The sequence below is a fragment of the Staphylococcus simulans genome (genome assembly GCF_002902285.1).
GTDB classification, from domain to species: Bacteria; Bacillota; Bacilli; order Staphylococcales; family Staphylococcaceae; genus Staphylococcus; species Staphylococcus simulans.
Map to the genome: position 1 here is coordinate 1 of NZ_PPRU01000078.1, position 24554 is coordinate 24554.

Here is a 24554-nt window from a genome sequence, read left to right on the forward strand (position 1 = left end):
AACATGTGTACCGTTATTTTCACGTGCGTATAACCATGGCAAATATTGAGAAGGTGTCATACTTCCGTAATCATTATGGATAACCACGGCTTGAACACTTGGCTTTGGTGCTGTAATTTTATTACCTTTGATATGGTTAGAATAAATATGTTTCAATTTTTTCTCACTTCCGTTTTTAGATTTATCTTGTTTTGCATTCAGCTTACTAATATCGTATTTTTCAATTGGCAATCCACTGCATACTTCTGCTTTCTCATCATTTAAATCTGTTCCTTTAGGACGTAATTGTAAATGAAGATGTGCATTCATAGGATTATCATAATAGTTGGATGAACCTTGCAATCCAACTATGTCGCCTTGATTGACTTTATCGCCTTTTGAGAATCGTAATGAATTACGTTGCAAGTGGCCATAAATCCAATCGTTACCATTGGCATCTCTGATTTCCACTGTGCCTCCAAAATTACCATGTGTTTCAGAAGTGACTACTGTACCGCTAGTTACTGCAGGGATGTCGTTAGTTGCATTAGAGTACAAATCAAATGCTCTGTGGTAACCATTACAAAACGAATCATAATTAATTCCATTTTCTTGATAATTTCTATATCCATAATTTTTAGGATAATTATCATAAGTGCGTGGGTCGGATGAAATTTTCCAACCTTTTTTAGTAAGGTAATCAATAGCAGTTAGCATCCTATTTCAACCCTTTCTCCTTTAAATACTTTTCTTGGTCACGCGCTGATTTTTTAATAATAAATGTATTCTTCCATACTCCATATGATACTAATGCGAGGGGTAATCCAGTATTGATCACATTAATCCATGCATCTACTTTTTGAGGATTAATCCATTCCGCGCTGATTCCACTTGTGTTTAGTGCAAGATATAATGCCCCGAGAAAACCACCGATTAAACCGATGAATTGTTTGATTTTATCTTCCATTTAATTCACTCCTTTGAAATAGTAAAAAGCCGACGCAGTGCGCCGACTTAGAAAAAAGTTGCTGCAAATCCTAATGCGCCTACTAGCACAGTAGATATAGCACCAATGATTGCAACCCATATCTGCATATTTCCTTTTTGCCTTTCAGATACAAAGTTTTCAATCGAATCCAATCTTTTTACTGTTGTATCAGAAGTATGTTCAATATCTTTGATACGATCGTTAAACCCTATAAGGTTATCATTGATTTTCTCCAAAGTTTTATTTGTAGTTAATTGGCTTTTAATTAATGCATCGTTACTATCATTTAATCGTGTAACCAGTAGTTTTAAATCGTTATGCAATACTATATGCTTGTTATCTACTTCATTAATCTTCCCATCTATATTACGATTCGCTCTTTCCCATTCATGTCTAAGTACATATTTATCTTCGTCCGGCATAAATTTCGAAACCCCCGAAAAATGTCAGGACTAAATAGATGCCCGACAATGTAGCGAATTGAATAGGAGATAACCAATTAATTGCGTTGTAAACACTTGCACTTGTTATAATAAAATACATAACGAATGATATAAGACTTCCGATTGTGATTAGCCAATAACTTTTTCGATTTTGTTTAGGTAGTAAATAACTTGCACACATTAATAATATGCCTGAAAGTAAAAACAACACACCCCATATCCATATCGGTAACAGGTTGTGTAATTCTCTATAAAAAGCAGAATCGCCTAAAATCGAGTCTTGCTCAATTGTCCAGAACAACCCTCTCCACAACGTGAATAACCCTGTTCCGAATAATAGGGTGCTTGCTATCATCTCTGATAGATTCAGCTTTTTCATCCATTCACCTGCTTTCTAAAAAAGATAGGGAAAGAGGCTATACCTCTTGCACCTCGCCTTTTACATATACTTCACCATGCTCATCAAACATCTCACGTTCAATATTTTGTTCCACAAAATAAGTTTTAGTCCCATTGTTCAAAATAGTAGCAAGCATATTTTGAACCTTACAAGCTTGCATCACTTGTTCTTTTTCTTGAAATTTATAAGCAGTGTTAGGTGAGGCTTCTCTAACAAAGCCATTTGAATAATTCTGCATTAATGGACTTTCTTCTCCGTATTTATTGACTTCCACTAAGTAAAATTCCTTAATTTTTTCCATAATAAATTCCTCCTAAAATTTTGTATAAAAATAGCGGTATAAGTTACTCACTTACACCACGGTCATTTTCTTCAGTATTTTGTTTGTTTTCTAATTCCTCTTGATACAGTGCGAACAAAATTGCATTATCTTTTTCCAACTCAGTGATTCTGTTCAATAAGTTGTTAATTACCTTGTTTGGATCTGCTTGTAATTGCTTATTTTGATTCATTTATTTGTTCCTCCAATTCATCTACTTTTTTTACTAATTCTTGAATTGCTTTAGTATTCCAAAACAACACTTCATTGCCATCAAAACCATCACGATGTCTCCATTCAATCGGTATTTCTCTTTCAATAATAATACCGTGATGGTCACGAACATATTCTTCCTCTTTTTCAGATTTGTTTTTATAAGAATATAATTTTAGATCATTGCGGTATGCATCAAGCACACTATAATTCCACTCTTTAATATCATATTTATATCTCTCTGATGACATTGCTACATAGTTTTTGAAACGTATATCTTTATAACCAATATCTCCACCATTATAAAGTAAGTTGTTAGTAATTCTTACTTCGCCTGTTGAAGTACCGATATAAAAGTTGGTGCTTGTTGTACGGATACTTTCTGATTGTATCCATCTGCACTGCAAGTCTACATAGTTAGGATTGCCGTCGTTATAACCTTTGTAATCTGTGATACGAACTCGGTTATTTGCTTTAAGATATAAATATCCACTACGTGATTGAAAATCTCCATAAAAGTTTCTTGCGTGAAAACTACCTGTTCCAATATTTCCAAATTTATCTGTAGCGTATACGACGGGTTCATAATCTCCTTCAGTTTGTCCTGAAAAACCCGCTTTTTTAAACCTTAGTCCTGAACCTGCTTGACCTTTATCGTCATAGATTTCACCGAATAGCAATGTACCATCCGTATCTTTAGCATTGTCATTATCTTTGAGGTAAAAACTGAATTCGTTAGTACCTGGACGAGAATAAACTTGAGGTCGAATATATACAGATGCTTCCCAAGTTTCAATATTTGTTGTATATCTGGATCGAGTATAGATACGACTATTTTCAGAGTGCAGGAATACAACTCCATAAGTAGACGAAAGGCGCACACCACGTGAATTATCATTAAATAAATCGTAATGAAATTCTAATGCACCAGCTTGTTCTGAACCGACGCCGCCGGACATCATTGTGGATAGTCCTTTTTCAGTCATATAAAGGTTATATCCTGTTTTTTTATTTCTGGAAAGAATATATCCATCTTTAATTCCAATTTCTGCACTAGGTGTATCAGTTACGCCGCCCCATGTCCTTGTGAATGTACCACGGGATAATATTTCTTGATTCTTGATTGATAAATAATTTGTAGTGTCCCCGCCGCGTATACCTAAATTATTTACATTGATGTCTAAACCTTCTGGTGATAAGTTTAAACGATTAATGATTTCATCTTTACCGACCTTATTATTTACATTACCAGCTAACACTTGAAAATCTTTGTTCACATTGATATTGACACGGTCACCCTTCAACATAATGCCATCGGGGCCAACTGTACTTGATGTGATATTGCCGTTTTCATCATAAGACAATGTAAGGCCGGTTGTTGTATTGACAGTTAAATCACTGACTACTTTTGACAGGGTTTTTCTGCTTGCATTAAACTCTTCTTTTGTTGCACGTGCATTGATGTCAGTACCATTCTGATTAATCTGTGTTTGCATAACACTAAGCGTTTTATCAGTTTCTGCTTTTGCTTTATCAATATCTGCTTTGACATCTTCCGGTGCAGGTGTCCAGTCCGTTGCTTTATTTCCTTTTTCTATCTTGATATTTTCAATTGCAAAACGGTCTCCGTTGTTATTGTTGTAAAAACTCAAATTCCATAATGTACCCGTTTTAGTTGTTGATACTAATGGTAAAGTGAATGACAGCCTTTGTTTTTTATTGCCGATATTTTTAAATACCTTTTCTCCAAACATGAAATCAAAGTTGGTTAAAGTATCATATACTCTTAGTATTTCACCGCGTTCCATTTGAACATCGAAGCTGATTGTTATGGTTTCGCCCAGCTGTAATTTGCTATGTGCACTTGTGATTAAAGTAGCCCAATACTGATTATAATTGTTCGAAGTATCATTTATAGCCTTTTTAATATTTGCACTGTTTTCTAATAAATTTCTACTGCCGACCTGCAAATTATTAACCGCCGAATTAATTTGATTGGTAGTCGCTGTCTTGTTATCTGTATATTCTTTGATAGTGACACGGTCATTGATCGCATTGCTTAATTGTTGGCGTTGAGTATCTGCGCTATCCAATCGTGACACTATATTATTTACATCTGCGTCATAAGTAGATTGTGATACTTTACTATTTATTTGTGCAGGTAATATATCTAATTGAGATTTTTGCTCATCGACTTGTGTTTCTAGTGGCTTGATATTTGTGTCGTACATCGTTGTTAACTCTGTCTTATCAGCTTTTAATGTGATACCGTCTTGCAGTTGTTTTATGTCATTATTAAATCTTGTTTGGACTGTTGTAATTGTTTCTTCAGTATCTTCCGGCGCTACTGTGTAATCAGTCGCAATCGTACCTTTTTCAAGTTTGATTTTATACCGCTTGAATATCTTATCCAATGTAGCTTTGTCTTTAGGAAAAAATGAAAAGAAATTATAATTTTTCAACGATACATCGTTATCAAAATTTCGTATCAATTTTCCTGCTGAATGTTCCCAACGTACACCTGCGTTTGCGTCATAACCATTTTTTGTAAAACCAAAGAATACTCCAGACATATCAATAGTTTTGTCATTATCTGTAATTGTTATGACTTTTTGTGTGTTGTCATCGCTTACTTTAATGTAGCCATACAAACCGGTGACATTGTAATAATCATAAGAAGTAGGTAACAAGTTGCGTCCACCTACTTGAATGCCGTCTACCTTAGCACTCACTGCGCTGATGTTGCTGCTTAATTCATTCTTAGTTTGTGTTATCTTGCTGTTGACTTCACCGTCAATAAGCTGCTTTAATGCGGCGTCTTGGCCGTTAATATAGGTTTTCAACGCGTCTTCTAATTCTTGTTGACTTGGAATATCTGCAAGTAATTGACCTGTTTCAGCGTTCCATGTGCCGCCGATGCCTTCAGCTACTTTAGACATTGCATCATTGAATTTCTCATCTGTGTATTGAGATTGCAGTAATTTGAAGCGATCATCTATTGCAATCTTAGCGTTTTCTAATGAGTTATACAGTGTTTGCAGCAATTCGCGATATTTTAAAAACAGTGCTTGTGTATCAACAAGTTTTCCGATTGTCGCTGTTTCCGGTGTCATACTTTTAAGATTTGTCTCGATTGCATGATAGACATTGATTGTATTATCTAAATTTTGTTGCACCTGTTGTTTCAATGCAGTATCGACAAGGTATTCACTGTCTATAACTTCATACACTTCGCTTAATAACTTGCTATGTTGAATGTTCAAGTTTATAAATGTGTTATTTAAATCATCGTACAAAGCTTTCTCGCGTGTAACTGCGTCAATATCATCAGCTTTTTCGGCAGTCGCATTTATCCACTGTCCGTTCCAGTATCTACGTAACACTGCTACTTTAGGATTACTTGTGTCTAACCACAACATATCATTGACTGGATTTTCCGGCGCATCTTGCGACTTAATAATTTTCTTTTCGAAATACTGTAATTGACTGTTGGTCTCCCTAACAATAGTATTTACATTGCTGAAGTTATCATTCATTCGTTGTCTAATATTACTAAGATGCTTATAAAACTCTTGTCGTAAATCATCTTCACGATATTCTTTATACTCGCCAAAGGAATATGTTGATTCTTTAGTAACCATGTCATAATCTTCAGCGATTACTTCAGCTTCTAAATACAACGGAGGCGTAAAATCTCTATCTTTGATACGTACCATATCGCCGATATGAACAACTTCATGTGGTTGGTATTCCTTTATATCTAGAGATGTTACTTCATAACTAATTTTTTCTTTTTTACGTTTGTTCAATTCAGTTGTACCTAATGAACGTAATCGTGCTTCAGTCATATTCTCATCTTCAGTTTCAGGTTCATAGATACCCCAAATATATCTTCCTGGCAATCCAAATTGCGCTTGGGCTTCATCATCTTTGACGGTTAAAGTAATACGTGAACCATCTTCTTTTTCAGGACCCACACATAATAATGCGGTATTAACTTCGCTCATATCAACAATTCGCTTTAAACCAGTTAAGTCTTTACCTTTAACTATTTCTTTACCTTGAAATATAGGATTTCGCTTACGCAGCACAACGTAGCGACCATCAACTGTATTACTACCTAACTCGATATAAAAATCAACTATCATATCGTAAGTCGTACACAATTGCACCAGTATATCGTAACGTGTATGAAAACCAGTCCATGATGTCGTACGTATACCCCCATATTCAGTAGCTTCTGATACTTGCCATCCCGTATCTTTCAATACATCATATAAGGCTTCTGTGGTTGTCTTTTTCTCAAAGCTCCCTGGTGCATAAGGAGGCGCACCGGTTATATCTTCTAAATATGAAGCTGTTGTTTCTATTTCAGTATATCCATCCATATCTTGTGAAATATGTTCGATAATAAATTCTCTATACTGACCAGTGCTATCTTGAATAATGACTCTATAATTCTTTTGCATATTTATAGCTCGTTCTGACAGTATTGTAAAGTCAAACGTTTCTGAGCGATTATTAATATCACGGTTATGTTTTGCGTTAATAATTGATGCGTCATCTTCGGAAATAAAGTCTATAATTTTATCTTCATAGTCTAAAATATGCAGCAAATTGCAACCTCCTTTCTATAAATATCTATCTTGCCAACGAACCGTTGTATCAAATGTATTTAACGGTGAGATAATTAATTCTGTATGCCCTTTTTCTATATTGAAATAGTTAGAACCAAAAGTTTTTTCAGATAAAAAAGGCTCTTCATTTACTAATACATTATGATTACGCATATCAATCAAAATTTCATCGCCTTTTTTGATAATCATATCTCTTGCCCCTTTAGGTTTAGGCAATAGCTCTCTCGTATAAGTACCGAAAATATATAGCGGCATGACTGGATTATTACCATTCTTAGCAGAATATAAAGATAACGAAGCAATAGGTCGTGTGTAGAATTTACCGCTATCCATATAAATTTTTTCATGCTGATCAAACGCGATTTTTCTTAACGGATAAGGAATCTCTCTATATTTCCAGGTTTTTATTTTAAATTGATTGCTACGACGTTCCAACTTAATATAGACCACAAACTCATCCATGTTGTATAAGCTAGGATTGTTTTTATAGTCGTATATCTTAACTTGGTCGCCATTTTGGTTAAACAGTGTAACAATGATACGTCCTGTGTTTGAGTTGGCGTTAGGATTACTGTAACCAATTGAAGCGATCACTCGTCCGTCTGTATCGTAGAGGTACTGTGCGAAGTGTACTGCGCCTTTACGACGTTGGTTTAGGCCAAACTTAACAGTCGTTGAAAAGTCTTGAGCGCTCGCATAATTGACAAAGCTACGTTTATACATAGCGCCCTGCCAACCACTACCCGTTACGCTTTCTGTGTTTAGGTAGAATGACTCCTTGCTTGAAGATTGACTGAAAGCACCACCAACGTCACCGCCTGTATGGTTATCAGTGAAGTCTTTGGCATCTTGTTTATTCCAGCCTTTAAACACGCGCAATTCATCACCTAAAATGAGTGGTGAATAGTCATTGAGTGGTTTATCTACATCATCGTCACCAATCATAAAATAGTCCTCATCGCCTTTGGCAATTTGGAAGAAGTTAGCATTTTTTAATGCCCTCGCTTCTATTGTGACGGGTGTATCAGCTGTACCGCTATTCACAATAGACACTTGGTCTGATATAGCAGTGTTGTAGTTGCCGGTTGCTGCATACTTGTATGGGTCTACCAAAACAACCTTTATAACAAATGACAATACTCCTCTAGGTGTCTTATCAATTTCTACAGGACCTTCAAAAAAAGCATTCCAGTACCAATCTTGTGTCATGAATTGTAATGGAACTTCATAATCATAATCAAAGAAACGTACTATCTCATTTAAAATATCATCGTGTTTTTTCATTCCACCGTGTGAGAGATGTTCATTACTTACTATTAAAGGTAAGTCAAATTCATAACCTTTCACCTCTCTCTTTTTAAAAACTGAACCTTTTCTTCCCGGTACATCTTCAGTTTCTATTTCAAAATTAAAAGAGGGTATTTTAAACCCTCTTTCTACTACTAACCATGGAATTGTTTTATTATTAACTTTTATTGTATCTAGCATTTTAAACTCCTCCAGGATTAAACCTTCTATGTCTTTGTTTTTGTCTATTATAATCATCTATTGCGTCAAAAACTTGTTGTTTATGTGCGTATTTATCAATGACTGGTTCATAATCCTTATCTGCAATTGTGTCACCAGCACTAACCAATCTAGCAAGCAAACCAATTACTTTATCCATTTTCTTCTCTAAGACACTCACTGTATGACCATCATCAGAAAGGTTATTGACACTTTTCAATTGGCTAGGACGTTTGTTTTTACTAATATCCTTATTAGCCAATGCAAGTAATTTAGCTGCATCATCTGCTCGTTTTGGGTCAGTAGGTATTATCCATTCAGGGTACCCTTCTTCGCCTAAATGATATAAGCCATTGTGGACGAGTCCACCTGTCGCATACCCATGTCCACGACCTATTACTGATAATATACTACCTCCATATCTAGCTTTTGCATAACGCATACCAGCAATTAAGTTATCTAGACCATTCATGATATTACCATGTCCTGGTAATTTAAAAGCATTAAATGTACCAGGTTTAACTTGCACAAGCCCCATTGCACGACCGTCCGCTAAACCATCAGTACCACCGATAGCCTTAGCATTTCCACCTGATTCCGTTTGAATCTGTCTCGCCCACGCATTTACGTATGCTTGAGATGTAGGCAAACCGGCTAATTTTAATGCTTGTCGAATATTGCCATTCCATTTTCCTGATTTACCGCCGATACCTTTACCATTTTTCTTTAACCAGCTAAGCGGTTCTACAGAGTTACTGTTGGATTCTCCGCCCTGATTGACTTGGAAGTGAAGATGTCGATAATTAGTCATTGAACCCGTGTTACCTGATTTACCAATAAGTTGTCCTGCTTTAACTTGTTCTCCTGTCTTCTTAAGTTGCTTACTAAGATGCATGAACCATAAAAATGTTTTACCTTTTGAAACAGTGATAGCATTACCGCCACCGTAGTTATCGTACCAACTTCTAACTCGACCGGCCATCGGTGTACGAATAGGTGTGCCAACTGGTGTATCATAATCTACACCATGATGCACACCGCCATTAAATGGATAATTGGGATTAGGTGGTTTAGGTGGTGCTGAATAAGGTTGTAAAATTCTAAAACCATCGAAAACAGATCCATCTCCTGCTTGAGCCTCAAACCCACCTTTAATCCAATCTAGTGCTCCTTTTTTTATTTTTTTCCATGCAGCACGTGTAATATCTCCAACGATACCCATACCTTTTGTAAGAGAACTAAAGTCAATACCCATCATAGAAAGCACTTTGTTAAGTAATTTTCCTGGTTCGTCCATGTAGTCCATAACATCTCCGATTTTTTCAGAGAGCCATTTTGCACTATTGCCAACAACTTTACCGGCACCTTTCAGTTTATCTCCAACCCAATCTTTAGCGTTGCCAAACCAAGTACCTGTACTAAGTCTAGGAATCGTACCTAAATTAAATCTAGGCGCCATACCTGCACCTTCTGCCTCTTCATAACGTTGTCTCATGCTACCACTTATTACTCTTGAATTTTTTGGCAACCATGTCATTGTATCTTTTGCTGGCGTCATAGCCATTCGTCCATTAGGATACTGTATTAATTCACGACGACCGTCTTTACCTTTTCCGTTACCCGGTCCTCTATCACCCACAATAGCCATAGTGCCATCTTTTAATCGACCATCAGATGTTGTTCTAACGTGGCGATTAATTCTTTGTGTACCAGTTGATAATTTAGGTATTTTAGGCAAGCTCAACTTAGAACCTACCCAGTTTAAGCCCTTGATAAGACCATTCAAACCTTTTTTGATAGCACTTACCATTCCACCGATATGATCTTTAATTTTACCAATGATGTTAGATAATCCATCACGCATATTTGTAAAAGTCTTCTTAACTGATGACCATAACGCACTAGCAATACCAGTTACAGATTTCTTTATTCCTTGCCAGATGCCTGTAACTTTCCTCTTAACATTGTTAGTTATGTTACGAGTACCATTGTATAAATTATTAAAAGTCTTCTTGACTGATGCCCATAACTGTGAGGCGTATCTAGTTACTGTGTTCTTGATATTTCTCCAAGTATCTGATAACCATCTGCGTAAGCGACTAAAAATATTACGAACACCTTTAGATAAAGCATTAAATGTATTACGTACGCCGGACCATAAGCTTTTAGCGTATTTTACAACTGTGTTCTTAATATTTGACCATGTTTTGACGATAAAACTTTTTACAGCAGTAAATATTTTGTTCACAGTATTTTTTAATGCGGTAAAGTAACGTTTAACTCCGTTATAAATAAATTTAACTGCTCCGACGACGGCATTTTTTATACCATTCCATATATACTTAATGAATTTTGCCACAGCACCAAAAATTGTTTTAGTGATACTTAATATCCGTTTGAAAATCGTGCTGATAATAGACCAAATAAACTTCAGTACTGTACTTATTACACTTCTGATATGTTTAAAAGCAGAACTTATAACACCTTTGAATAGTCCGCTGAATATCTTAACTACTTTAAGTATTTTACCGATGAACCAAAGTTGAATAAGGTTCCATATAAGCGTTAATGCACCACTGAATACTTGTTTAACACCATTCCAAACTTGCTTCCATTGGCCAGTAAATAGTCCGCTGAATATCTTAACAATACCTAAAATGATATCCAAAGCTCCATTGATAATATTTTTGATATTATTCCAAGTATCAACGATTAATATCTTGATTAGTGGCCATAAAAACTTCATTACATTCCATATAATTCCCATTGCTATTTTGATAATTGGAACTATAACATTCATAAATATAGTTTGAACAAGACCGCCTAACTCTTGTAAAATAGGCCATAAAAAGTTCTTAATCTCTATAAAGACAGTCGATATGACACTCCAAATATTGGCTAATGCTTGGATGATAGTATCTCCATTTTCCTTCCAAAAATCAGATAACTTCTTACCTATTTCTTGTATATATGACCAAATACCTTTAAAAGCGTCTATAAATACTTGTCTAATTTGCATTAAAGTAACGGTCACTTTTCTAGCAGTTTCTTTAGGCATAATCTTGGATAATAAATCCACTGTTGGTAATGTTTTACCAGATAATAAACTTCCTAAAGCATTAAATATTTGGTTAGCAACATCCCACATCTTTTTTAGGCCATTCATCACTGGATCTATTACAGAGTGAACTATATTTCTGAATGTTTCAGATTTTTTATAAGCAATTACAAATGCTGTACCGATTGCTACTATTGCTGCAATTGCTAAACCTACTGGACCAAGCATGAATTTAAAAGCTCCACCTACTAAAGTCAAGCCTTTAGCAGCAAACGGCGCTTTGTTTCCTAAGAAATTCATTACTCCACCAGCTTTAGCTATGCCTGTCATCACAGGACCTAAAGTAGTCATAATGCTACCTATTGCAGATGTAAACATCCCTGTAACAAGAATAGCTGGTCCTAATGCTGCAGCAAATAAACCAACACTTACTATTGCAGTCTTAACCCAACCAGGAGAATCTGACAACTTTTGCGCTAAATTACCTAAAGTTTCTGCCGCTCTTTTAATGTGAGGTGCTAACACATCTCCGATACTTATAGCTAAAGATTCTAAAGCGGATTTCATTTGACGGATTGAACCACCAATTCCGCCTTCCATTTCATCCGACATTCGTTTAGCTGCACCTGTTGAATTATCAATAGACTTAGTCAACTTTTTGTAGTCCTCATCTGAAGCATTAATAACAGCCAATGCACCACTCATTGCTTCTTTACCAAAGATAGTTGCAGCTGCGCTTGCTTGTTGGTCTTTTGATAAGTTTTTGAACCTATCACGCAACTGATCCATTACATCACGCATAGGAAGCATCTTACCGTTACTATCAGTAATAGATATACCTAACTCTTCCATCTTGTTTTGCATAGCTTTTGTTGGTTTAGCTAAGTTTGTAAACATGGTACGTAATGCTGTACCGGCTTTTTCACCTTTAATCCCAGCATTGGACATTAAACCGATAGCTATAGATGTATCTTCCACAGTATATCCCAATGCGCCTGCAACTGGAGCAGCATATTTGAACGCTTCACCTAAACCACGTACATCGGTATTAGCTTTAGAACTTGTCTGTGCTAATACATCTGCAAATCGTCCACTATCTTTAGCTTTCATACCAAATGCTGTTAACGAGTCAGTAACGATATCACTCACTTGTCCTAAATCTTCCCCAGAGGCAGCAGCTAATTGCATAACACCATCGATACCGCCTAACATATCTTTGGTATCCCAGCCGGCTAAGGCCATATAGTTAAGAGCTTCTGCTGATTCAGATGCACTAAATTTAGTTTTAGCTCCCATTTCAAGGGCTTTATCTCTTAATTGTTGGAATTCTGAACCAGTAGCACCAGATGTAGCCTTCACTTTTCGCATTGAATCATCAAAATCAATACTCTTTTTAGCAGCAGCACCAAAACCTGCAACAATAGGAGCAGTAACATACATAGACATGCTACGTCCTACAGATTGCATTTTTTGACCTATTTCTTGGAATTTAGGTCCTATTTCAGAGAACTTACTACCTATCTTTCCCATAGTAGTATTCATAGCTTGTTGTTGTCGTTCAAGAGCTCTCAATTCTTCAGTTGCTTCTTTCAGTTCTCTTTCATACTTATTTAATTCGGCGTATGCTTCATTATACTTTGCAGCTGCTGCTTGAGTTTTCGCGCTATTTTCCCCAGTTTCTTTAGATAATTTGTCATATTCTTGTTTTAACTCTTTTACTTTTTGAGCTTGTACACGCTGTTTTTTAGTTAACCCCTCTACTTTAACTTTAGATTTTTCAAGAGATTGATCATAACGACCAAATTTTGATAAATTAGCACTCATTTCACGAGATACCATGCGCATTTGTCGATTTAATCCGGCCATTCCTTTATTAAAACCTGAGCCATCTAAATCAACTCTTATGACCATATTACCTATTGGGTTCCCCATACACTAACCTCCTTTCTTTAAAAAATATCTGCAAAGCTTTTTGCTTTTTTCTTGCTTTCCACTTTGCTGCTCACAATTTCTAAAAAGAAATGAATAGGTATATTTGCTACTTTTTCAGCATCCATACCATCTTCAATCAACTTTTTTGCAAGCTTCATATAGTTGTTATATCTGCCTTCAGGAGTCAAATCTTCAGGGTTTATTTCTTCTTCTCTGTCACGAACTTTTTTGTATCGTCTAAATCTCCTGAAATAAGTGTTTCTAAAACATTAACTAAAGTATTAAGACCTTCAGCACCTGCTGGAATACCTTTTTGCAACTCCTCTGATGTGAATTGGTTATCAAATCCTTCTGCTACAAATGCTGTAACTTCATCTAAAACTTCAAATTGTTCTGAAACCAATTCTTGATACTCTTCAACTTTAGCTTGATATTCTTTTTGTTCTGTTTCACTCAACTTGTCAAATTCCTCTTGTGTTAAATCTTCAAAATCCGGTTGTTTAAACGTTTTTGTTAGTTTTGTAGATAACTTTGAACCTTGAATTGTGTCAAAAAGTGACATCATCGGCTTTGCTAAGTATTTTTTAGTCTGTGGTTTACCTGTTTTTGTATATCCTGTAATAAGTTCAATTGATGCTCTTGTCATAATTATATTCCTTCTTTCTGATTTTAAATTTTTCATTAAAAAAAGAGGGGAATTCCCCTCTTAAAGTTTTATAGTGATTGTAATTCTTCTGAGTCCTCTGGTGATGTGCTATCTTTCATTGACTTAACAACTGTTTCACTTTCACTTGGTGCTAATGAGTTGATAAAATCTTCATAAGTTTTTCCGAATGTTTCTAAGAAAACATAGTCGCGACCTTTTGTAGAACCTTTATCATCATAACCAGTCACATGCGATGATTCATCATATAAACGGTCTACAAATGAACCTTCAACTTCATCATTTTGGAATTCAACCTTATCTTGTTTTGATTGTCCTGATAATGATGGACGCGTAAATTTACCTTTAAATAGTCCCACCCATTCAGATGAGCCATCATGGTTTGTACGCTCGAATACTACCGCTACATCTGGTGGAATATCATTCGCTCCGTATTTATATCCTCCGTCACCTTTTTTAGCACCGGATAAGAAAGCTTTTTGATCTGCAGGGATGGAAACGAAAGTTGTTTTAACTGATAATTTACCGTTAGAAACAGCAGTTGCTGCAACCATATTATCTCCATATTCTTCTTCCACTTCTTGTGGTCGGTCAACTTCGATTTCTTTCAAGAAACGTGTACGAGAACCTGGTTTTACTTCCCAGTTTTCACTTGTATCTTTAACAATAGGCGCCCAATAGAAATTTGTAACACCAATTGCAATACCGGAAACTCCTGTATCCTTTTCTGCAAAATGCTGTAAATTTAACTTTAATTTTTCCATAAAAATTCCTCCTAAATAAAAAGAGAACCATTTGCACGAATTATTTCACGAAACGTCATTGTTTCTACTTCGTACAAGGGTTCTCTATAATATGATTTAAAATCTAATTCCTTTAATCTTTTTGCAATTCGTTCAGCTTGCTCGCTTGGCTCATTTTCAGACCACCAAATATCTACTTGAACATCGTATTCTCTAGTCATTTCTTCATTGTCAGCATATTCTTCAGGATTAAAAGGCAAAGGAAATATCCTAACAATTGGTTTACTAGTCTGTGTATGAAAGTTTTGAGGTACTACATACCTAAAAACATTATCTTTTATAGTAATCCGCTCATCTTTAATGATTTCATTATAGATTAATTCGGTTATACTCATTTAATCACCTTCTTCATGGCACTTAACATCTTTCGATAAACGAGTTGTCTATTGTTTTTCTCTGTCTTAGTAATCCATAATTGCGGACGTTGATACATGGTTCCAAACTCTGTTGCGTGTATACGATGTGAATAACCTTTTTCGTAACCTACAACAATGTACTTTTCATAACTGTTTTTATCAGTCCTTACATTAGAAATAGTTACGTGACTCTTTGCATGTTTTTTTCTATCGCTGACGGGAGTGGTTCTAGCTAATTCAGGTACTAACGCTTGAGCTGCTTCTCTTAACACTTGATTTTGCTTAGCATTAAATTCAAGCTGCTTTCTAACAAGACCTTGCTCAATGTCATTTTTTTCAATTTTAGCAGGCATTATAAAATAACCTCACAATATACTCGAATGAAAGCTTTATCTTGATAATCCTTCTTTACATAAATAATGTCATACCTTTCACCTTCATGTAACACATAGTGCTTGTTATTTGGCTTATATTCACCACGAGGATCTCTAATGATAATAGTTTTAATAAATTTAGATCCTGTACTGATACTTGTTTGTGTGTCTGATTCTCTCGCGTCTTGAATGGCTGCATAACAACTATATAATTCTTGTGGGACAGGTTTTTGTGGTAAGCCGTTAATAGATTTACTTATGTCTTCACAAAAAGTAACCCGCTCGTTTAATCTATTTGAATTGAATTTCATATGCATCCCTCAACTTATGAACTACACTTAGAACCATATGTGGCGCATAATTCAAATCTCGTTCTTCAAAAGCAATACGATTTTCAAAATAATAAGCGGTCAAAGGATATACAGCCGCTCTAAACAACGGTTGTTCCTCCAACCACTCTATATCATCTGTAACTGCATCAGCTATATCGTATTTCGCCCAAGTGTAGTATTCTTCTAGCAAGTCATCTTCAGAATTGTGGTCGATTTTACAATGCTTTTTTAAAAGTGTTAAGTCCACCACACTTCACCTCTAGTTATCAATTCTAGTTAACATACCATTTTTAGGTTTGCCATTTTTGTTAACTTCATTTGCACGTTTCACAGTCATTTCTACTTCTTCACCCTTTTGCAAGGTACGTTTTAATTCTTTATCAATATATGCTTGATTCACTTTATATTTAGCCATGTTCTATTCCTCCTTATAAAGTTTGTACTTCTTCAGTTGCTTCATTTTTAAAGTGAACAACCACTGCTGCTTTATAATCTAAGATACGGCAATCTTGACGAACAGCAACCATCAAGCACTCACCGAAGTGCATATAGTCTGTCCATTGAGCTTGGTACTGTGAACGATCAAATAACACAATAGCATCTTTTAAGTTACCAATAATTAACGTTTCCGCTCCAGAATCTCCTAACATTTCATCAGGTAAAATCTCTACTTTAGCACCTAACAAACGTTGTTGTGTTTTCTCTTTAACATCCGGTTGAATTAAGTAATTACCATTTTTGTCTTTCAACTTGTCTAACTTAGCAAACAATGTTTGTGATACAATCGCCACATTATGTTCATAGTTAGGTTTCACATTTAAATTAATTGCATCTTTTAAGCCATCGATACCTGCTGCTTCTACAGAACGTAATTTTGTACTGTCTCCATTTTCTCCTGGTCCTCCATTCTGGATTACATCAATAATAGCTTGGTTTCGTGTTGCCGCAATCGTACGAGCCATCCATAATTTTAATTCTTGTAGCACATTGACTTTCGCATCTTCAATTGCTTCACGTGAAATTCGGAAATAACCACGGCGTGTTTTGATGTCATATGCCAGTTGGAAGAATGGCTTAACTGCTAACTCAGGATTTTCAGCAAGTTCTTCAACTTCTGGTAACGCTGCAACTTCTGATTGTCGTACAACTGGATATTTTCCAGAACCATTATTAACTTTCTTAACTGTTACATATTTATCTAAGTTAAATTCAACTTCTTTAAGTTTTAAAATATCAGTCACAATTTCTTCTGGAATGACAACGAAACCAGAATCTGTTTTTAATGATCCACCTTGAATGTCATCTCGAGTTTCAAGATAATTTTGGAAATCCCTAACTTCTTGTGAAGTTACTTGTGTTTGTTGCCCAGGAATAGCTAAATCGAAAACATTACCATATTTACCCATTGAACGTACATTCGCATTACCTTCAGTTTGACTTGGTTCTGTATTTCCTTCGTTACTTTTATTATCATCATCTTCTTTAATTTTAGATAATTCATCTTCTTTTTCTTGAATTTTTTTGCGTAATTCTACAATTTCCTGTTCAAGTTGTTCTGCTTTCTCCAACTCATCATTATCTAACGCACGCGTAGCGATTTTTACTTTTAGGTCAATTTGACGTTGTGCATCTTTAATCGATGCTTGTAGTTTTTGTTTTTTATTCATTATAGAACCTCCAATATTTAATAATAAAAAAAGACATCATCTTATAGACATGTCCTAGGTTGTATTTTTTATGGTGTTCAACTTCACCGAATATTATTTTTGATTAGCATATTCATTAATTTTGTTTCTAAGTTTGAACTTGCGTTTTTCTCGTTCAAAATTCTCTATACTTCTAATTGCTGGTTTAACATCAGTATCTTTATAGGCTGGATAAGTAACCACCGATACATCAGTTAATTGACTGATGCTTTTTAAAGTACGTTTATAAATACCTTCTTGCTCATCATAACGCAGTTCATCGCCTTTCTTATCTAACATAAAACCAAATGAACATTGATTTATGTTACCAAGGCGCATATTTTCGTATAAATCACGTGCGAATGTTGTATTAGGTAACTCACAACGATATTTTAATCCAACATCATCTACTCGAAGTGCTAAGGTACCAGCACTTGTTCTTCCAATGATTTGCGATGGTTGATGGTCGACTAAACAACGTACATCAGATAAGTCTGTGTTTCTTAATGCTTCTTTAGAGATTGTTTCTTTGAAACCACCTAAATCTTCTGACCATGTATCAAACTTTAACGCATAACCTTCAATAATCATTTTTTGGTCATCAATAGTCCTTACCTCATCAACAACGCCTATTCTGATTTCTTTATCCATTTTGTTCACCACCTTTCAGTTTGTTGTCTGTACCTTTCGATTTATTCATTTGGTACTCATCTACCAGACTGATATTCACATGGTTTAAGTCAACACGATGAATACTGCCGTGTCCACCAGGAATAGGTGGTAAGCCATCACGCTTTCTAATTTCGTCAATATTTGTTTTTCCACTATCCAAGTTGATTTTATCTATTTCTGCTTGTGTTTTTTCATCTACCACACGAATTTCAGTAGTGTCAAAGATAAACTCTTTAAAATCATCTGTGATTTCATCATTAAACTTGAAGTTTAATTCTGCACATACACATGTTGTATAAGGTTTTAATGTAGATAAATAGTCTAAATTAGCATCTGTGATACTCATATTAGTTGTTTCTACACCAAATTTATGAAGGGGTATCCCAAATACTCCGGCAATCTCTCGAGTAGACGACTTATTTTCTCTAATAAGTTTCAAAACCTCTGTATCTACCTCAAGTTGATCGAATGTCATTGATTCATCTAGAACAACAACCTTACCTGCCTGTTTAGTACCACTGAAAGCTCTATGGAATTCTTCCCTTGCTCGGTTTCTTGCTTTCTTATCATTTAATACACCTTTCATTTTAAGAATACCGCCTGCATGTGTACCATTTCTCAGGAAATTATTAAGAAAATCTTTACCATTATTATCTGCATCAATGGTTTTGTTGAGTGTATCTAATAAAGATAAACCATTAATACCATCTAATGAGTAAAATTTTATATCTAACATATCATCAAAATTAATTTTTCGTTCAATCATCTTTCCATTTTCAGTGATTGTTCTAAATTTATAATAATAATAACCACCATCTGATACTTTCAATTGAACTTCTGATGTTTTTCTAAAAACTAACGCTTCTGGTAACCCCAATTTATCTCTGATAATTTCTACATAACCATGAGATGTTAATAGTGCATTGATAAACACAACTAATTTAAAGATATAGCCGTTATAGACTGCATTTGGTCTTGTATTCAACAAGTGAGTAATACGATTATTATAATCTATTTCTCTGTTTTCCATTAGCCTGATGGGCATACGAGCCAAATCAGATGCAATCATTGTGACAGCAGTAAATACATCGCTGTGTTTAATAGCATCAACAGACGCATATTCACGAATATTACTCCCTTGAAATCCTGGCAATGTACTAACCATCATTTGCAAGTCTTCTTCGTTGTACTGTAAATCTCGTTTTTCTGTTTTATAGAAAATACCCACTTATTTACCCCCTTTCTTTAGACTCATGATCGATAATTAACGCAATCAGAATCAAAGTTAAACCTGTAGCAATTAATCCGAAAACTAAACCAAAGCCGATATACATTGCAATATTAACCACATTTAAACCTATTAAAAATAAGATACTGACGATATTAACAATTAGCAATTTTAAAAATTTATATATCTTATTAAAATTCATTTACTCACCACCTAGAAACCAAATTCAGCACTTTCATAAATAGATGACCAATCAATCTCAAATTCATGCATACGTGCTTCACTAAATGCTGTGATTATTGAAATAATAGGGTCAATTTTTTGTCTGTTGATACGTTTATCAATTTTCACATTATCTTCGTAATCAAAAGCTAATACTGCGTTATTCACTGCTATTGTTAGCAAGTCATTACCAAAATGTTTTAATCGCCTTTCAGCTATCCACATTCTGAATTCTTTTATGGGCTGTGAAAGTTGTTTAAAGTTTTGGCCTACTTCAATTAAATCCCAATCAATCATCATTGTTTCTAGGGTAGTGATAAAAGATTGTGCATTCCAAGGATCATAACAAACAGCTTTAACATTGAGATTGTATTTGTCTATGATATCTGCAATAAATTCAATAACTTGTCGATAATCAATCATTCCAGAAGGTGAACGGGTTGTTTCTGCCTCTCCATTATGAATAACTTTTTGATAGTCAATCTTATCTCTTTTTGATTTTTGCTCTAATGTAGTTCGTAAACCTATAAATGAGTGACTATCAATCAACATTGTTTTATCTTCTTGCGGAAATAGGAAACCTACACTGGTTAAATCATCTAACCTTGAAAGGTCAACCCCAATATAAACATCGCTTCCATATATTTTTGATACGTCTTTCTCAATTTCCGCATTTTCCCACTCTCGGATGTTTATTAAGCTATCTTCTTTATTAGCTTGCCAAAGATTGAAGTTTTTAATTAGTATTTTATGGAATGATGTCCCTTTTTCTAACTCATCTTGAATATCCGCTTTAATGTTACGAAGAATTGTATCCCTATGTTCATCTGATTCCAACAAAGGCATTGCTTTAATCCATAAAGATTCATCATTTACCTCATCTTCTGAATCCATTTCTGCACAATATACGAAGTAATTATCCGCTTTCACCTCTCCAGATAAAATATTATTGATGTATTTATACTCTTGATACATTTGACTATTTAAATTATCACCTGCTGTAGATATTAAGAGAGTAAGGGGATTCTTTTGAAGCGTCATACCTGTTTTAAACCTTGAATACATCTCATCATCCGGCATACTGGCCAATTCATCTAAAATCGCAACGGTAGGGTCTTTACCATCAACCGCATCTGGATTATTAGAAAGCGGTTCAAACACACTCTCTGATGTTATATGCGCAAGGTCTGTTTTACGCGCTTCTGTAGATTTACGGATTAAATCACTTTTAGAACGTAGTAATTTAATTTGTTGACTTGCCATTTTAAAAATCGTCTGTGCTTGTTTATACGTCGAAGATGATACATATATTTGACGATTATATTTAGGATATTGACCAAATAACAATTCATTCAGTGACATACCTGAGACAATTAATGACTTACCTTGTTTTCTTGCCATACTAATATAAGCTTTCGTAAAACGTCTGAAACCACCGCGTCTACGCCATCCATATATACTACCTACAATGAACTTTTGAAATAGCATTAAAGGCATAGGTTGATTTGTTTTAGGATCAGGAAGCATTTCTATAAATTTAATAGCTTTATTTGCTTGGTCAACATCGAAATAACAATCTAATGGAGCATTTTTCAAATCATCTAAGTGTCTTTGAGCCACTGCTATATTTTTCTTACTTGCTAAGATTTCTCCACTAACAACTTTCTTAGCGTATAGTGTTACAAAATCTATCATTGAGCATCACTCGCAAATTGTGCAAATGGGTCGTCCTCTTCTTCCTCTTCAGGAACAACTATTCGCAGTCTACTATCAATAGTTAATCCTAATGTGTTGGCTGTTTGCTGCATACGAATACCCGCCTTCTCTTTTACATTGAAAGCGGGATTGATCTTCATATTACCTCGTGTGTCTTCAATCATTAGTTCTTCTTTTTCTAAAATTAAACTTGCTTTTACAAAATCACTATAGAAACTACAATATTGTGCAATTTGACCTTTATCTAAGTTAGAAATTGGTAATTCTTGCATATGAGGGATAATCCGTAAGTATTCCTCTCTTGCAATTTCATCTAAAAAGCTTGGTGGTGTAGAATCTATTTTGGAGAATTTACTCAACTGTGTTTCTTGTCGTTCTTTTTCGATAATTTCTTCTTTTGTATAATTTTTATTGGAATTCATCAATAATTTTTTAGGTCTACCAGCCAAATTTAGCACCTCCTAATAAAATTTCTAGATAAAGGGAATTTTTTGAGAAGAAAACTCTGCCTCGTTCTCGAGTAGTTTAATATTACACCCCGTTATTTCCTGTGGGGGACTTCACTTTGTTCTCTTTTCGTTTTTCTATTGTGGCATTCATTGCATAATGGTTGAAGATTTTCTTTTTCCAATCTTTTCGACCAATCTATTTTTGTTGGTATGATATGGTCAACAACATTTGCTTGCCTTCCACATTGTCTACACAAGTAATGATTATCTATCATCACAAGTTCCCTCATGTTCTGCCATTGTTTTGATTTATAAAACCTTAAGTATTCTGGGTCATTTCTTTGTCTCAAATCATTGTATTTACCATTAATATAAGTCTTATGCTTGTTGCAATATGTTTCATTGTGGCTTATCAACGTATTACATGTTGGGTGACTACATCTACGCATTATCCCAATTGCTTTCACCTTCTTAATGAATTAATATCAATTACTAAGTCTTTATCTCTGTTAGCAATCAACAATTGATTACCAATAACATCATGTACAATATATCTTTCTTTCTCATACGTAACAGTATCTCCTACATCAATTAGGTTATGCATGTTAGGTTGATAACTATTTATATTGATACCAGCGACTGTATCTAGCGTTATGTTATTCAATGTAGCTAACGCTGTTAAATCTTCTAACACTTCTCCTAACATAACTGTAAGTTCTTCATTACCTATATTTTCAATATTATTGTTATATACATCAGCAATGTTACCTACTGTTGTCATCAGATGCAGTATATGATGCTGTTTCTCTTTAGGTTTCTTTAGAGACTGATACTTATTAAATTCCATTGTTCACCTCATAATAAAAGAGACACACCACGTTAGTGATGTGCCTCAGTTATAATATAGTATTGATCGCACGTGTCTTTGCAAATTGATAATATTGTTGTAACTCAATTATATAAAATTAATTCAGCTAAACAAAACAGTGTGTAATCTGTGTAAAGTGTGTAATCTGTGTATTCTGTTACCCTTGCACTTTCATATATACATCTACTATCTGATTTATTCTGCTATATATATTCTTTCTGCTGGACTTCATAAACACTTCAATAGCGGTTATACTTTCTCCTTGTTTGAGTAACTGTAAAATATGATAGTTCTTATCGTTAGTAATCAGATGTTCATACTTATCGATAAACGTCACCTTATCTATAAGGTCTTGTGTCTTACGTCTATCTTTATCATTCTGTATAACCCTTACTAAAACTTTGTTACCTGTAGTCCCTTGAGCTTTAGGCATTGATGACTCAATACCATATTGACCGATAGATGTACTATCATACTCATATACTTGATGATCAATCAATCTGCGCATCCAATGATAATCTGTAATCAATTGTTTTACTTCGGTTGGCGTATACATGTATAACCTCCATTGATGAATAATGTATACGTCAATCATAACATTTTATTATAACTTTCGCGATGTGTGATAACCTAACGTTATAATAATTTGTTGAAGATATCTTCTTTAACTGCTTCTAGTGTATTCAACTCGTCTTCTAATTTATTCAAATATTGTTGTTCCTTTTTAATACTGTTTTCTATACATTGTACTTCTTCTTCGCAGAACTCTATACGTCCTTCAATCTTTTTAATTAACTTTAAGTAATAATCTCTCTTATTCATTTTCTTCCATTCCTTTCAATCAATTTTTCTATTATATTATCCCTCAACTCCAACTCTTCATTCAACTCTCGATTCGCCATATAAAGCACAAGAGAGAGGAGAGCGAAGAGAATGGTTAGTGCTATGCACATCAATCACTCACCTCTGCTTTTAAATTATTAAGATGTATATGATCGTGTATGTCGAAGTCTGCAGGCGCTTCCACATCATCGTTCTGTGTACGGTAAATGATAAGCTGTTCAGTGATGTATTTAGATGCTTCGTATAGTGTAAGCGTTAAGACAATTTTAAATATTGTTTTAATCATTAGTATCACTTCCTGTGTTATTTAAAATGGCTATCTAATCCTTTACTAACGTGTATTTTCAATTTTCTCTCATCTAAATACTTACGTTCTTCTTCCATCCTTTTATTAACCTTTTCATTAAATTTTTGATGCCTTCTTTCCATTCGCTCTTGCTCTTTATTAAGTTCTCTTTTTTCTTTGATAGCATAGCTGACAATAATTATAAAAATAGATACGGGAAACAAAAGAAATAGTGTTAATGCTATGATTAATATTAATAAAAAATTTTCCATTCTACTCACTCCTACTTAAATTCAAAATCAATTTCAACTGGGATGACAATAACTCTATAATCTTCATATAATCTTTTGAACTCGTTGAACATTTGCCTTACACCATCAAGTCCTATATTCTCGCCTTGCAAAATAAATATTTCTTTATTCCAACCACGATATATAATTTTAGTTCGTTCTCTCACTTCCCCAACACCTCTTTCACTTTTTGTAGTAGGTCTTTAATATCCTGTGCTTCCGAACCCGTTTGTACCACGTGTGCTTTGTATATCAAATTCAGCGACCTCTTCTAACTCTGGTGTCCAGATA

The 24554-nt window shown here is 34.6% G+C and carries 28 protein-coding genes and 1 pseudogene; all 29 read right to left on the reverse strand.

Going from position 1 to position 24554, the window contains the following annotated elements; all coding sequences use genetic code 11:
• Nucleotides 1-696: M23 family metallopeptidase (locus tag CD112_RS13080; protein WP_142380815.1), on the reverse strand; the 696-nt coding region annotated here is incomplete at its 3' end.
• Nucleotide 697: 1 nt separating this feature from the next.
• Nucleotides 698-946, reverse strand: coding sequence for a phage holin (locus CD112_RS13085; RefSeq protein WP_070626834.1), 249 nt, complete (start codon nucleotides 944-946; stop codon nucleotides 698-700).
• A 47-nt stretch (nucleotides 947-993) separates the two neighbouring features.
• Nucleotides 994-1389 (reverse strand): hypothetical protein, encoded by a 396-nt coding sequence (locus CD112_RS13090; protein WP_103364452.1) that lies wholly within the window; start codon nucleotides 1387-1389, stop codon nucleotides 994-996.
• Nucleotides 1390-1826: 437 nt separating this feature from the next.
• Entirely contained in the window at nucleotides 1827-2111 is a 285-nt protein-coding gene (locus CD112_RS13100) for a hypothetical protein (protein ID WP_103364454.1), read from the reverse strand.
• Between the two features lie 43 nt (nucleotides 2112-2154).
• Nucleotides 2155-2322 (reverse strand): hypothetical protein, encoded by a 168-nt coding sequence (locus tag CD112_RS13680; protein ID WP_159081715.1) that lies wholly within the window; start codon nucleotides 2320-2322, stop codon nucleotides 2155-2157.
• Nucleotides 2309-6958 carry a phage tail spike protein gene (locus tag CD112_RS14010; RefSeq protein WP_103364455.1) on the reverse strand — a complete coding sequence of 1550 codons (4650 nt, stop codon included), beginning with the start codon at nucleotides 6956-6958 and terminating at the stop codon, nucleotides 2309-2311. Before CD112_RS14010 ends, CD112_RS13680 begins: the two co-directional genes overlap by 14 nt.
• Before the next feature lie 15 nt (nucleotides 6959-6973).
• Entirely contained in the window at nucleotides 6974-8467 is a 1494-nt protein-coding gene (locus CD112_RS13110) for a phage distal tail protein (protein WP_103364456.1), read from the reverse strand.
• A gap of 1 nt (nucleotide 8468) precedes the next feature.
• Nucleotides 8469-13475: a phage tail tape measure protein gene (locus CD112_RS13115; protein WP_103364457.1), complete on the reverse strand. Its 5007-nt coding sequence runs from the start codon at nucleotides 13473-13475 to the stop codon at nucleotides 8469-8471.
• 17 nt (nucleotides 13476-13492) lie between these two features.
• Nucleotides 13493-13615: a phage tail assembly chaperone GT gene (gene gpGT, locus CD112_RS13120; protein ID WP_103364464.1), complete on the reverse strand. Its 123-nt coding sequence runs from the start codon at nucleotides 13613-13615 to the stop codon at nucleotides 13493-13495.
• Nucleotides 13616-13674: 59 nt separating this feature from the next.
• Nucleotides 13675-14121, reverse strand: a complete 447-nt coding sequence (gene gpG, locus CD112_RS13125; RefSeq protein WP_023016035.1) for a phage tail assembly chaperone G — start codon at nucleotides 14119-14121, stop codon at nucleotides 13675-13677.
• A 95-nt stretch (nucleotides 14122-14216) separates the two neighbouring features.
• Nucleotides 14217-14903: pseudogene (locus tag CD112_RS13130) on the reverse strand (major tail protein); the annotation flags it as partial.
• An 11-nt stretch (nucleotides 14904-14914) separates the two neighbouring features.
• Nucleotides 14915-15277 carry a DUF806 family protein gene (locus CD112_RS13135; RefSeq protein ID WP_060804532.1) on the reverse strand — a complete coding sequence of 121 codons (363 nt, stop codon included), beginning with the start codon at nucleotides 15275-15277 and terminating at the stop codon, nucleotides 14915-14917.
• Nucleotides 15274-15651 carry an HK97-gp10 family putative phage morphogenesis protein gene (locus CD112_RS13140; RefSeq protein WP_060804534.1) on the reverse strand — a complete coding sequence of 126 codons (378 nt, stop codon included), beginning with the start codon at nucleotides 15649-15651 and terminating at the stop codon, nucleotides 15274-15276. Before CD112_RS13140 ends, CD112_RS13135 begins: the two co-directional genes overlap by 4 nt.
• Nucleotides 15651-15983 carry a phage head completion protein gene (locus CD112_RS13145; protein ID WP_023016039.1) on the reverse strand — a complete coding sequence of 111 codons (333 nt, stop codon included), beginning with the start codon at nucleotides 15981-15983 and terminating at the stop codon, nucleotides 15651-15653. The genes CD112_RS13140 and CD112_RS13145 overlap by 1 nt, the downstream gene beginning before the upstream one ends.
• The gene (locus CD112_RS13150; RefSeq protein ID WP_031262785.1) at nucleotides 15964-16254 is read right to left on the reverse strand and encodes a head-tail connector protein; all 291 of its coding nucleotides are present in this window, start codon (nucleotides 16252-16254) and stop codon (nucleotides 15964-15966) included. Before CD112_RS13150 ends, CD112_RS13145 begins: the two co-directional genes overlap by 20 nt.
• A gap of 9 nt (nucleotides 16255-16263) precedes the next feature.
• A complete protein-coding gene (locus CD112_RS13685; RefSeq protein ID WP_170121958.1) occupies nucleotides 16264-16419 on the reverse strand; it encodes a hypothetical protein in 156 nt (51 codons plus the stop codon).
• Between the two features lie 13 nt (nucleotides 16420-16432).
• On the reverse strand, nucleotides 16433-17671 hold the full coding sequence (locus CD112_RS13155; RefSeq protein WP_103364458.1) for a phage major capsid protein: 1239 nt from the start codon (nucleotides 17669-17671) through the stop codon (nucleotides 16433-16435).
• A gap of 93 nt (nucleotides 17672-17764) precedes the next feature.
• Nucleotides 17765-18340, reverse strand: coding sequence for an HK97 family phage prohead protease (locus CD112_RS13160; protein WP_103364459.1), 576 nt, complete (start codon nucleotides 18338-18340; stop codon nucleotides 17765-17767).
• The gene (locus CD112_RS13165; protein ID WP_070864596.1) at nucleotides 18333-19589 is read right to left on the reverse strand and encodes a phage portal protein; all 1257 of its coding nucleotides are present in this window, start codon (nucleotides 19587-19589) and stop codon (nucleotides 18333-18335) included. The genes CD112_RS13160 and CD112_RS13165 overlap by 8 nt, the downstream gene beginning before the upstream one ends.
• Before the next feature lie 4 nt (nucleotides 19590-19593).
• On the reverse strand, nucleotides 19594-19791 hold the full coding sequence (locus CD112_RS13170) for a hypothetical protein (RefSeq protein ID WP_103364460.1): 198 nt from the start codon (nucleotides 19789-19791) through the stop codon (nucleotides 19594-19596).
• Between the two features lie 11 nt (nucleotides 19792-19802).
• The gene (locus tag CD112_RS13175) at nucleotides 19803-21506 is read right to left on the reverse strand and encodes a terminase large subunit (RefSeq protein ID WP_060804546.1); all 1704 of its coding nucleotides are present in this window, start codon (nucleotides 21504-21506) and stop codon (nucleotides 19803-19805) included.
• On the reverse strand, nucleotides 21503-21976 hold the full coding sequence (locus tag CD112_RS13180) for a phage terminase small subunit P27 family (protein ID WP_023016047.1): 474 nt from the start codon (nucleotides 21974-21976) through the stop codon (nucleotides 21503-21505). The genes CD112_RS13175 and CD112_RS13180 overlap by 4 nt, the downstream gene beginning before the upstream one ends.
• A gap of 92 nt (nucleotides 21977-22068) precedes the next feature.
• On the reverse strand, nucleotides 22069-22434 hold the full coding sequence (locus CD112_RS13910; RefSeq protein WP_070626853.1) for an HNH endonuclease: 366 nt from the start codon (nucleotides 22432-22434) through the stop codon (nucleotides 22069-22071).
• Nucleotides 22435-22439: 5 nt separating this feature from the next.
• Nucleotides 22440-22823, reverse strand: coding sequence for a hypothetical protein (locus CD112_RS13190; RefSeq protein WP_070684441.1), 384 nt, complete (start codon nucleotides 22821-22823; stop codon nucleotides 22440-22442).
• A gap of 178 nt (nucleotides 22824-23001) precedes the next feature.
• Nucleotides 23002-23400 carry a hypothetical protein gene (locus tag CD112_RS13195; protein WP_023016050.1) on the reverse strand — a complete coding sequence of 133 codons (399 nt, stop codon included), beginning with the start codon at nucleotides 23398-23400 and terminating at the stop codon, nucleotides 23002-23004.
• A gap of 80 nt (nucleotides 23401-23480) precedes the next feature.
• Nucleotides 23481-23666: a hypothetical protein gene (locus CD112_RS13200; protein WP_023016051.1), complete on the reverse strand. Its 186-nt coding sequence runs from the start codon at nucleotides 23664-23666 to the stop codon at nucleotides 23481-23483.
• A gap of 130 nt (nucleotides 23667-23796) precedes the next feature.
• Nucleotides 23797-23973, reverse strand: coding sequence for a transcriptional activator RinB (rinB, locus tag CD112_RS13205; protein ID WP_103364462.1), 177 nt, complete (start codon nucleotides 23971-23973; stop codon nucleotides 23797-23799).
• A gap of 17 nt (nucleotides 23974-23990) precedes the next feature.
• Entirely contained in the window at nucleotides 23991-24245 is a 255-nt protein-coding gene (locus CD112_RS13210) for a hypothetical protein (protein ID WP_103364463.1), read from the reverse strand.
• Nucleotides 24246-24256: 11 nt separating this feature from the next.
• Complete coding sequence (locus CD112_RS13690) at nucleotides 24257-24430, reverse strand: hypothetical protein (RefSeq protein ID WP_170121959.1); 174 nt, start codon at nucleotides 24428-24430, stop codon at nucleotides 24257-24259.
• Between the last annotated feature and the right edge of the window lie 124 nt (nucleotides 24431-24554).

Bases quoted from the DNA above. Each gene is read 5' to 3' on its own strand.
- CD112_RS13155 (WP_103364458.1), bottom strand. From the start codon at position 17,671: ATGAATAAAAAACAAAAACTACAAGCATCGATTAAAGATGCACAACGT.
- CD112_RS13145 (WP_023016039.1), bottom strand. From the start codon at position 15,983: ATGAAATTCAATTCAAATAGATTAAACGAGCGGGTTACTTTTTGTGAA.
- CD112_RS13160 (WP_103364459.1), bottom strand. From the start codon at position 18,340: ATGGATAAAGAAATCAGAATAGGCGTTGTTGATGAGGTAAGGACTATT.
- CD112_RS13135 (WP_060804532.1), bottom strand. From the start codon at position 15,277: ATGAGTATAACCGAATTAATCTATAATGAAATCATTAAAGATGAGCGG.
- CD112_RS13140 (WP_060804534.1), bottom strand. From the start codon at position 15,651: ATGCCTGCTAAAATTGAAAAAAATGACATTGAGCAAGGTCTTGTTAGA.
- CD112_RS13090 (WP_103364452.1), bottom strand. From the start codon at position 1,389: ATGCCGGACGAAGATAAATATGTACTTAGACATGAATGGGAAAGAGCG.
- CD112_RS13195 (WP_023016050.1), bottom strand. From the start codon at position 23,400: ATGTATACGCCAACCGAAGTAAAACAATTGATTACAGATTATCATTGG.
- CD112_RS13085 (WP_070626834.1), bottom strand. From the start codon at position 946: ATGGAAGATAAAATCAAACAATTCATCGGTTTAATCGGTGGTTTTCTC.
- CD112_RS13110 (WP_103364456.1), bottom strand. From the start codon at position 8,467: ATGCTAGATACAATAAAAGTTAATAATAAAACAATTCCATGGTTAGTA.
- CD112_RS13100 (WP_103364454.1), bottom strand. From the start codon at position 2,111: ATGGAAAAAATTAAGGAATTTTACTTAGTGGAAGTCAATAAATACGGA.
- gpG (WP_023016035.1), bottom strand. From the start codon at position 14,121: ATGACAAGAGCATCAATTGAACTTATTACAGGATATACAAAAACAGGT.
- CD112_RS13115 (WP_103364457.1), bottom strand. From the start codon at position 13,475: ATGGGGAACCCAATAGGTAATATGGTCATAAGAGTTGATTTAGATGGC.
- CD112_RS13170 (WP_103364460.1), bottom strand. From the start codon at position 19,791: ATGAATTTTAATAAGATATATAAATTTTTAAAATTGCTAATTGTTAAT.
- CD112_RS13210 (WP_103364463.1), bottom strand. From the start codon at position 24,245: ATGGAAAATTTTTTATTAATATTAATCATAGCATTAACACTATTTCTT.
- rinB (WP_103364462.1), bottom strand. From the start codon at position 23,973: ATGATTAAAACAATATTTAAAATTGTCTTAACGCTTACACTATACGAA.
- CD112_RS13685 (WP_170121958.1), bottom strand. From the start codon at position 16,419: ATGGCTAAATATAAAGTGAATCAAGCATATATTGATAAAGAATTAAAA.
- CD112_RS13200 (WP_023016051.1), bottom strand. From the start codon at position 23,666: ATGAATAAGAGAGATTATTACTTAAAGTTAATTAAAAAGATTGAAGGA.
- CD112_RS13680 (WP_159081715.1), bottom strand. From the start codon at position 2,322: ATGAATCAAAATAAGCAATTACAAGCAGATCCAAACAAGGTAATTAAC.
- CD112_RS13175 (WP_060804546.1), bottom strand. From the start codon at position 21,506: ATGATAGATTTTGTAACACTATACGCTAAGAAAGTTGTTAGTGGAGAA.
- CD112_RS13190 (WP_070684441.1), bottom strand. From the start codon at position 22,823: ATGGAATTTAATAAGTATCAGTCTCTAAAGAAACCTAAAGAGAAACAG.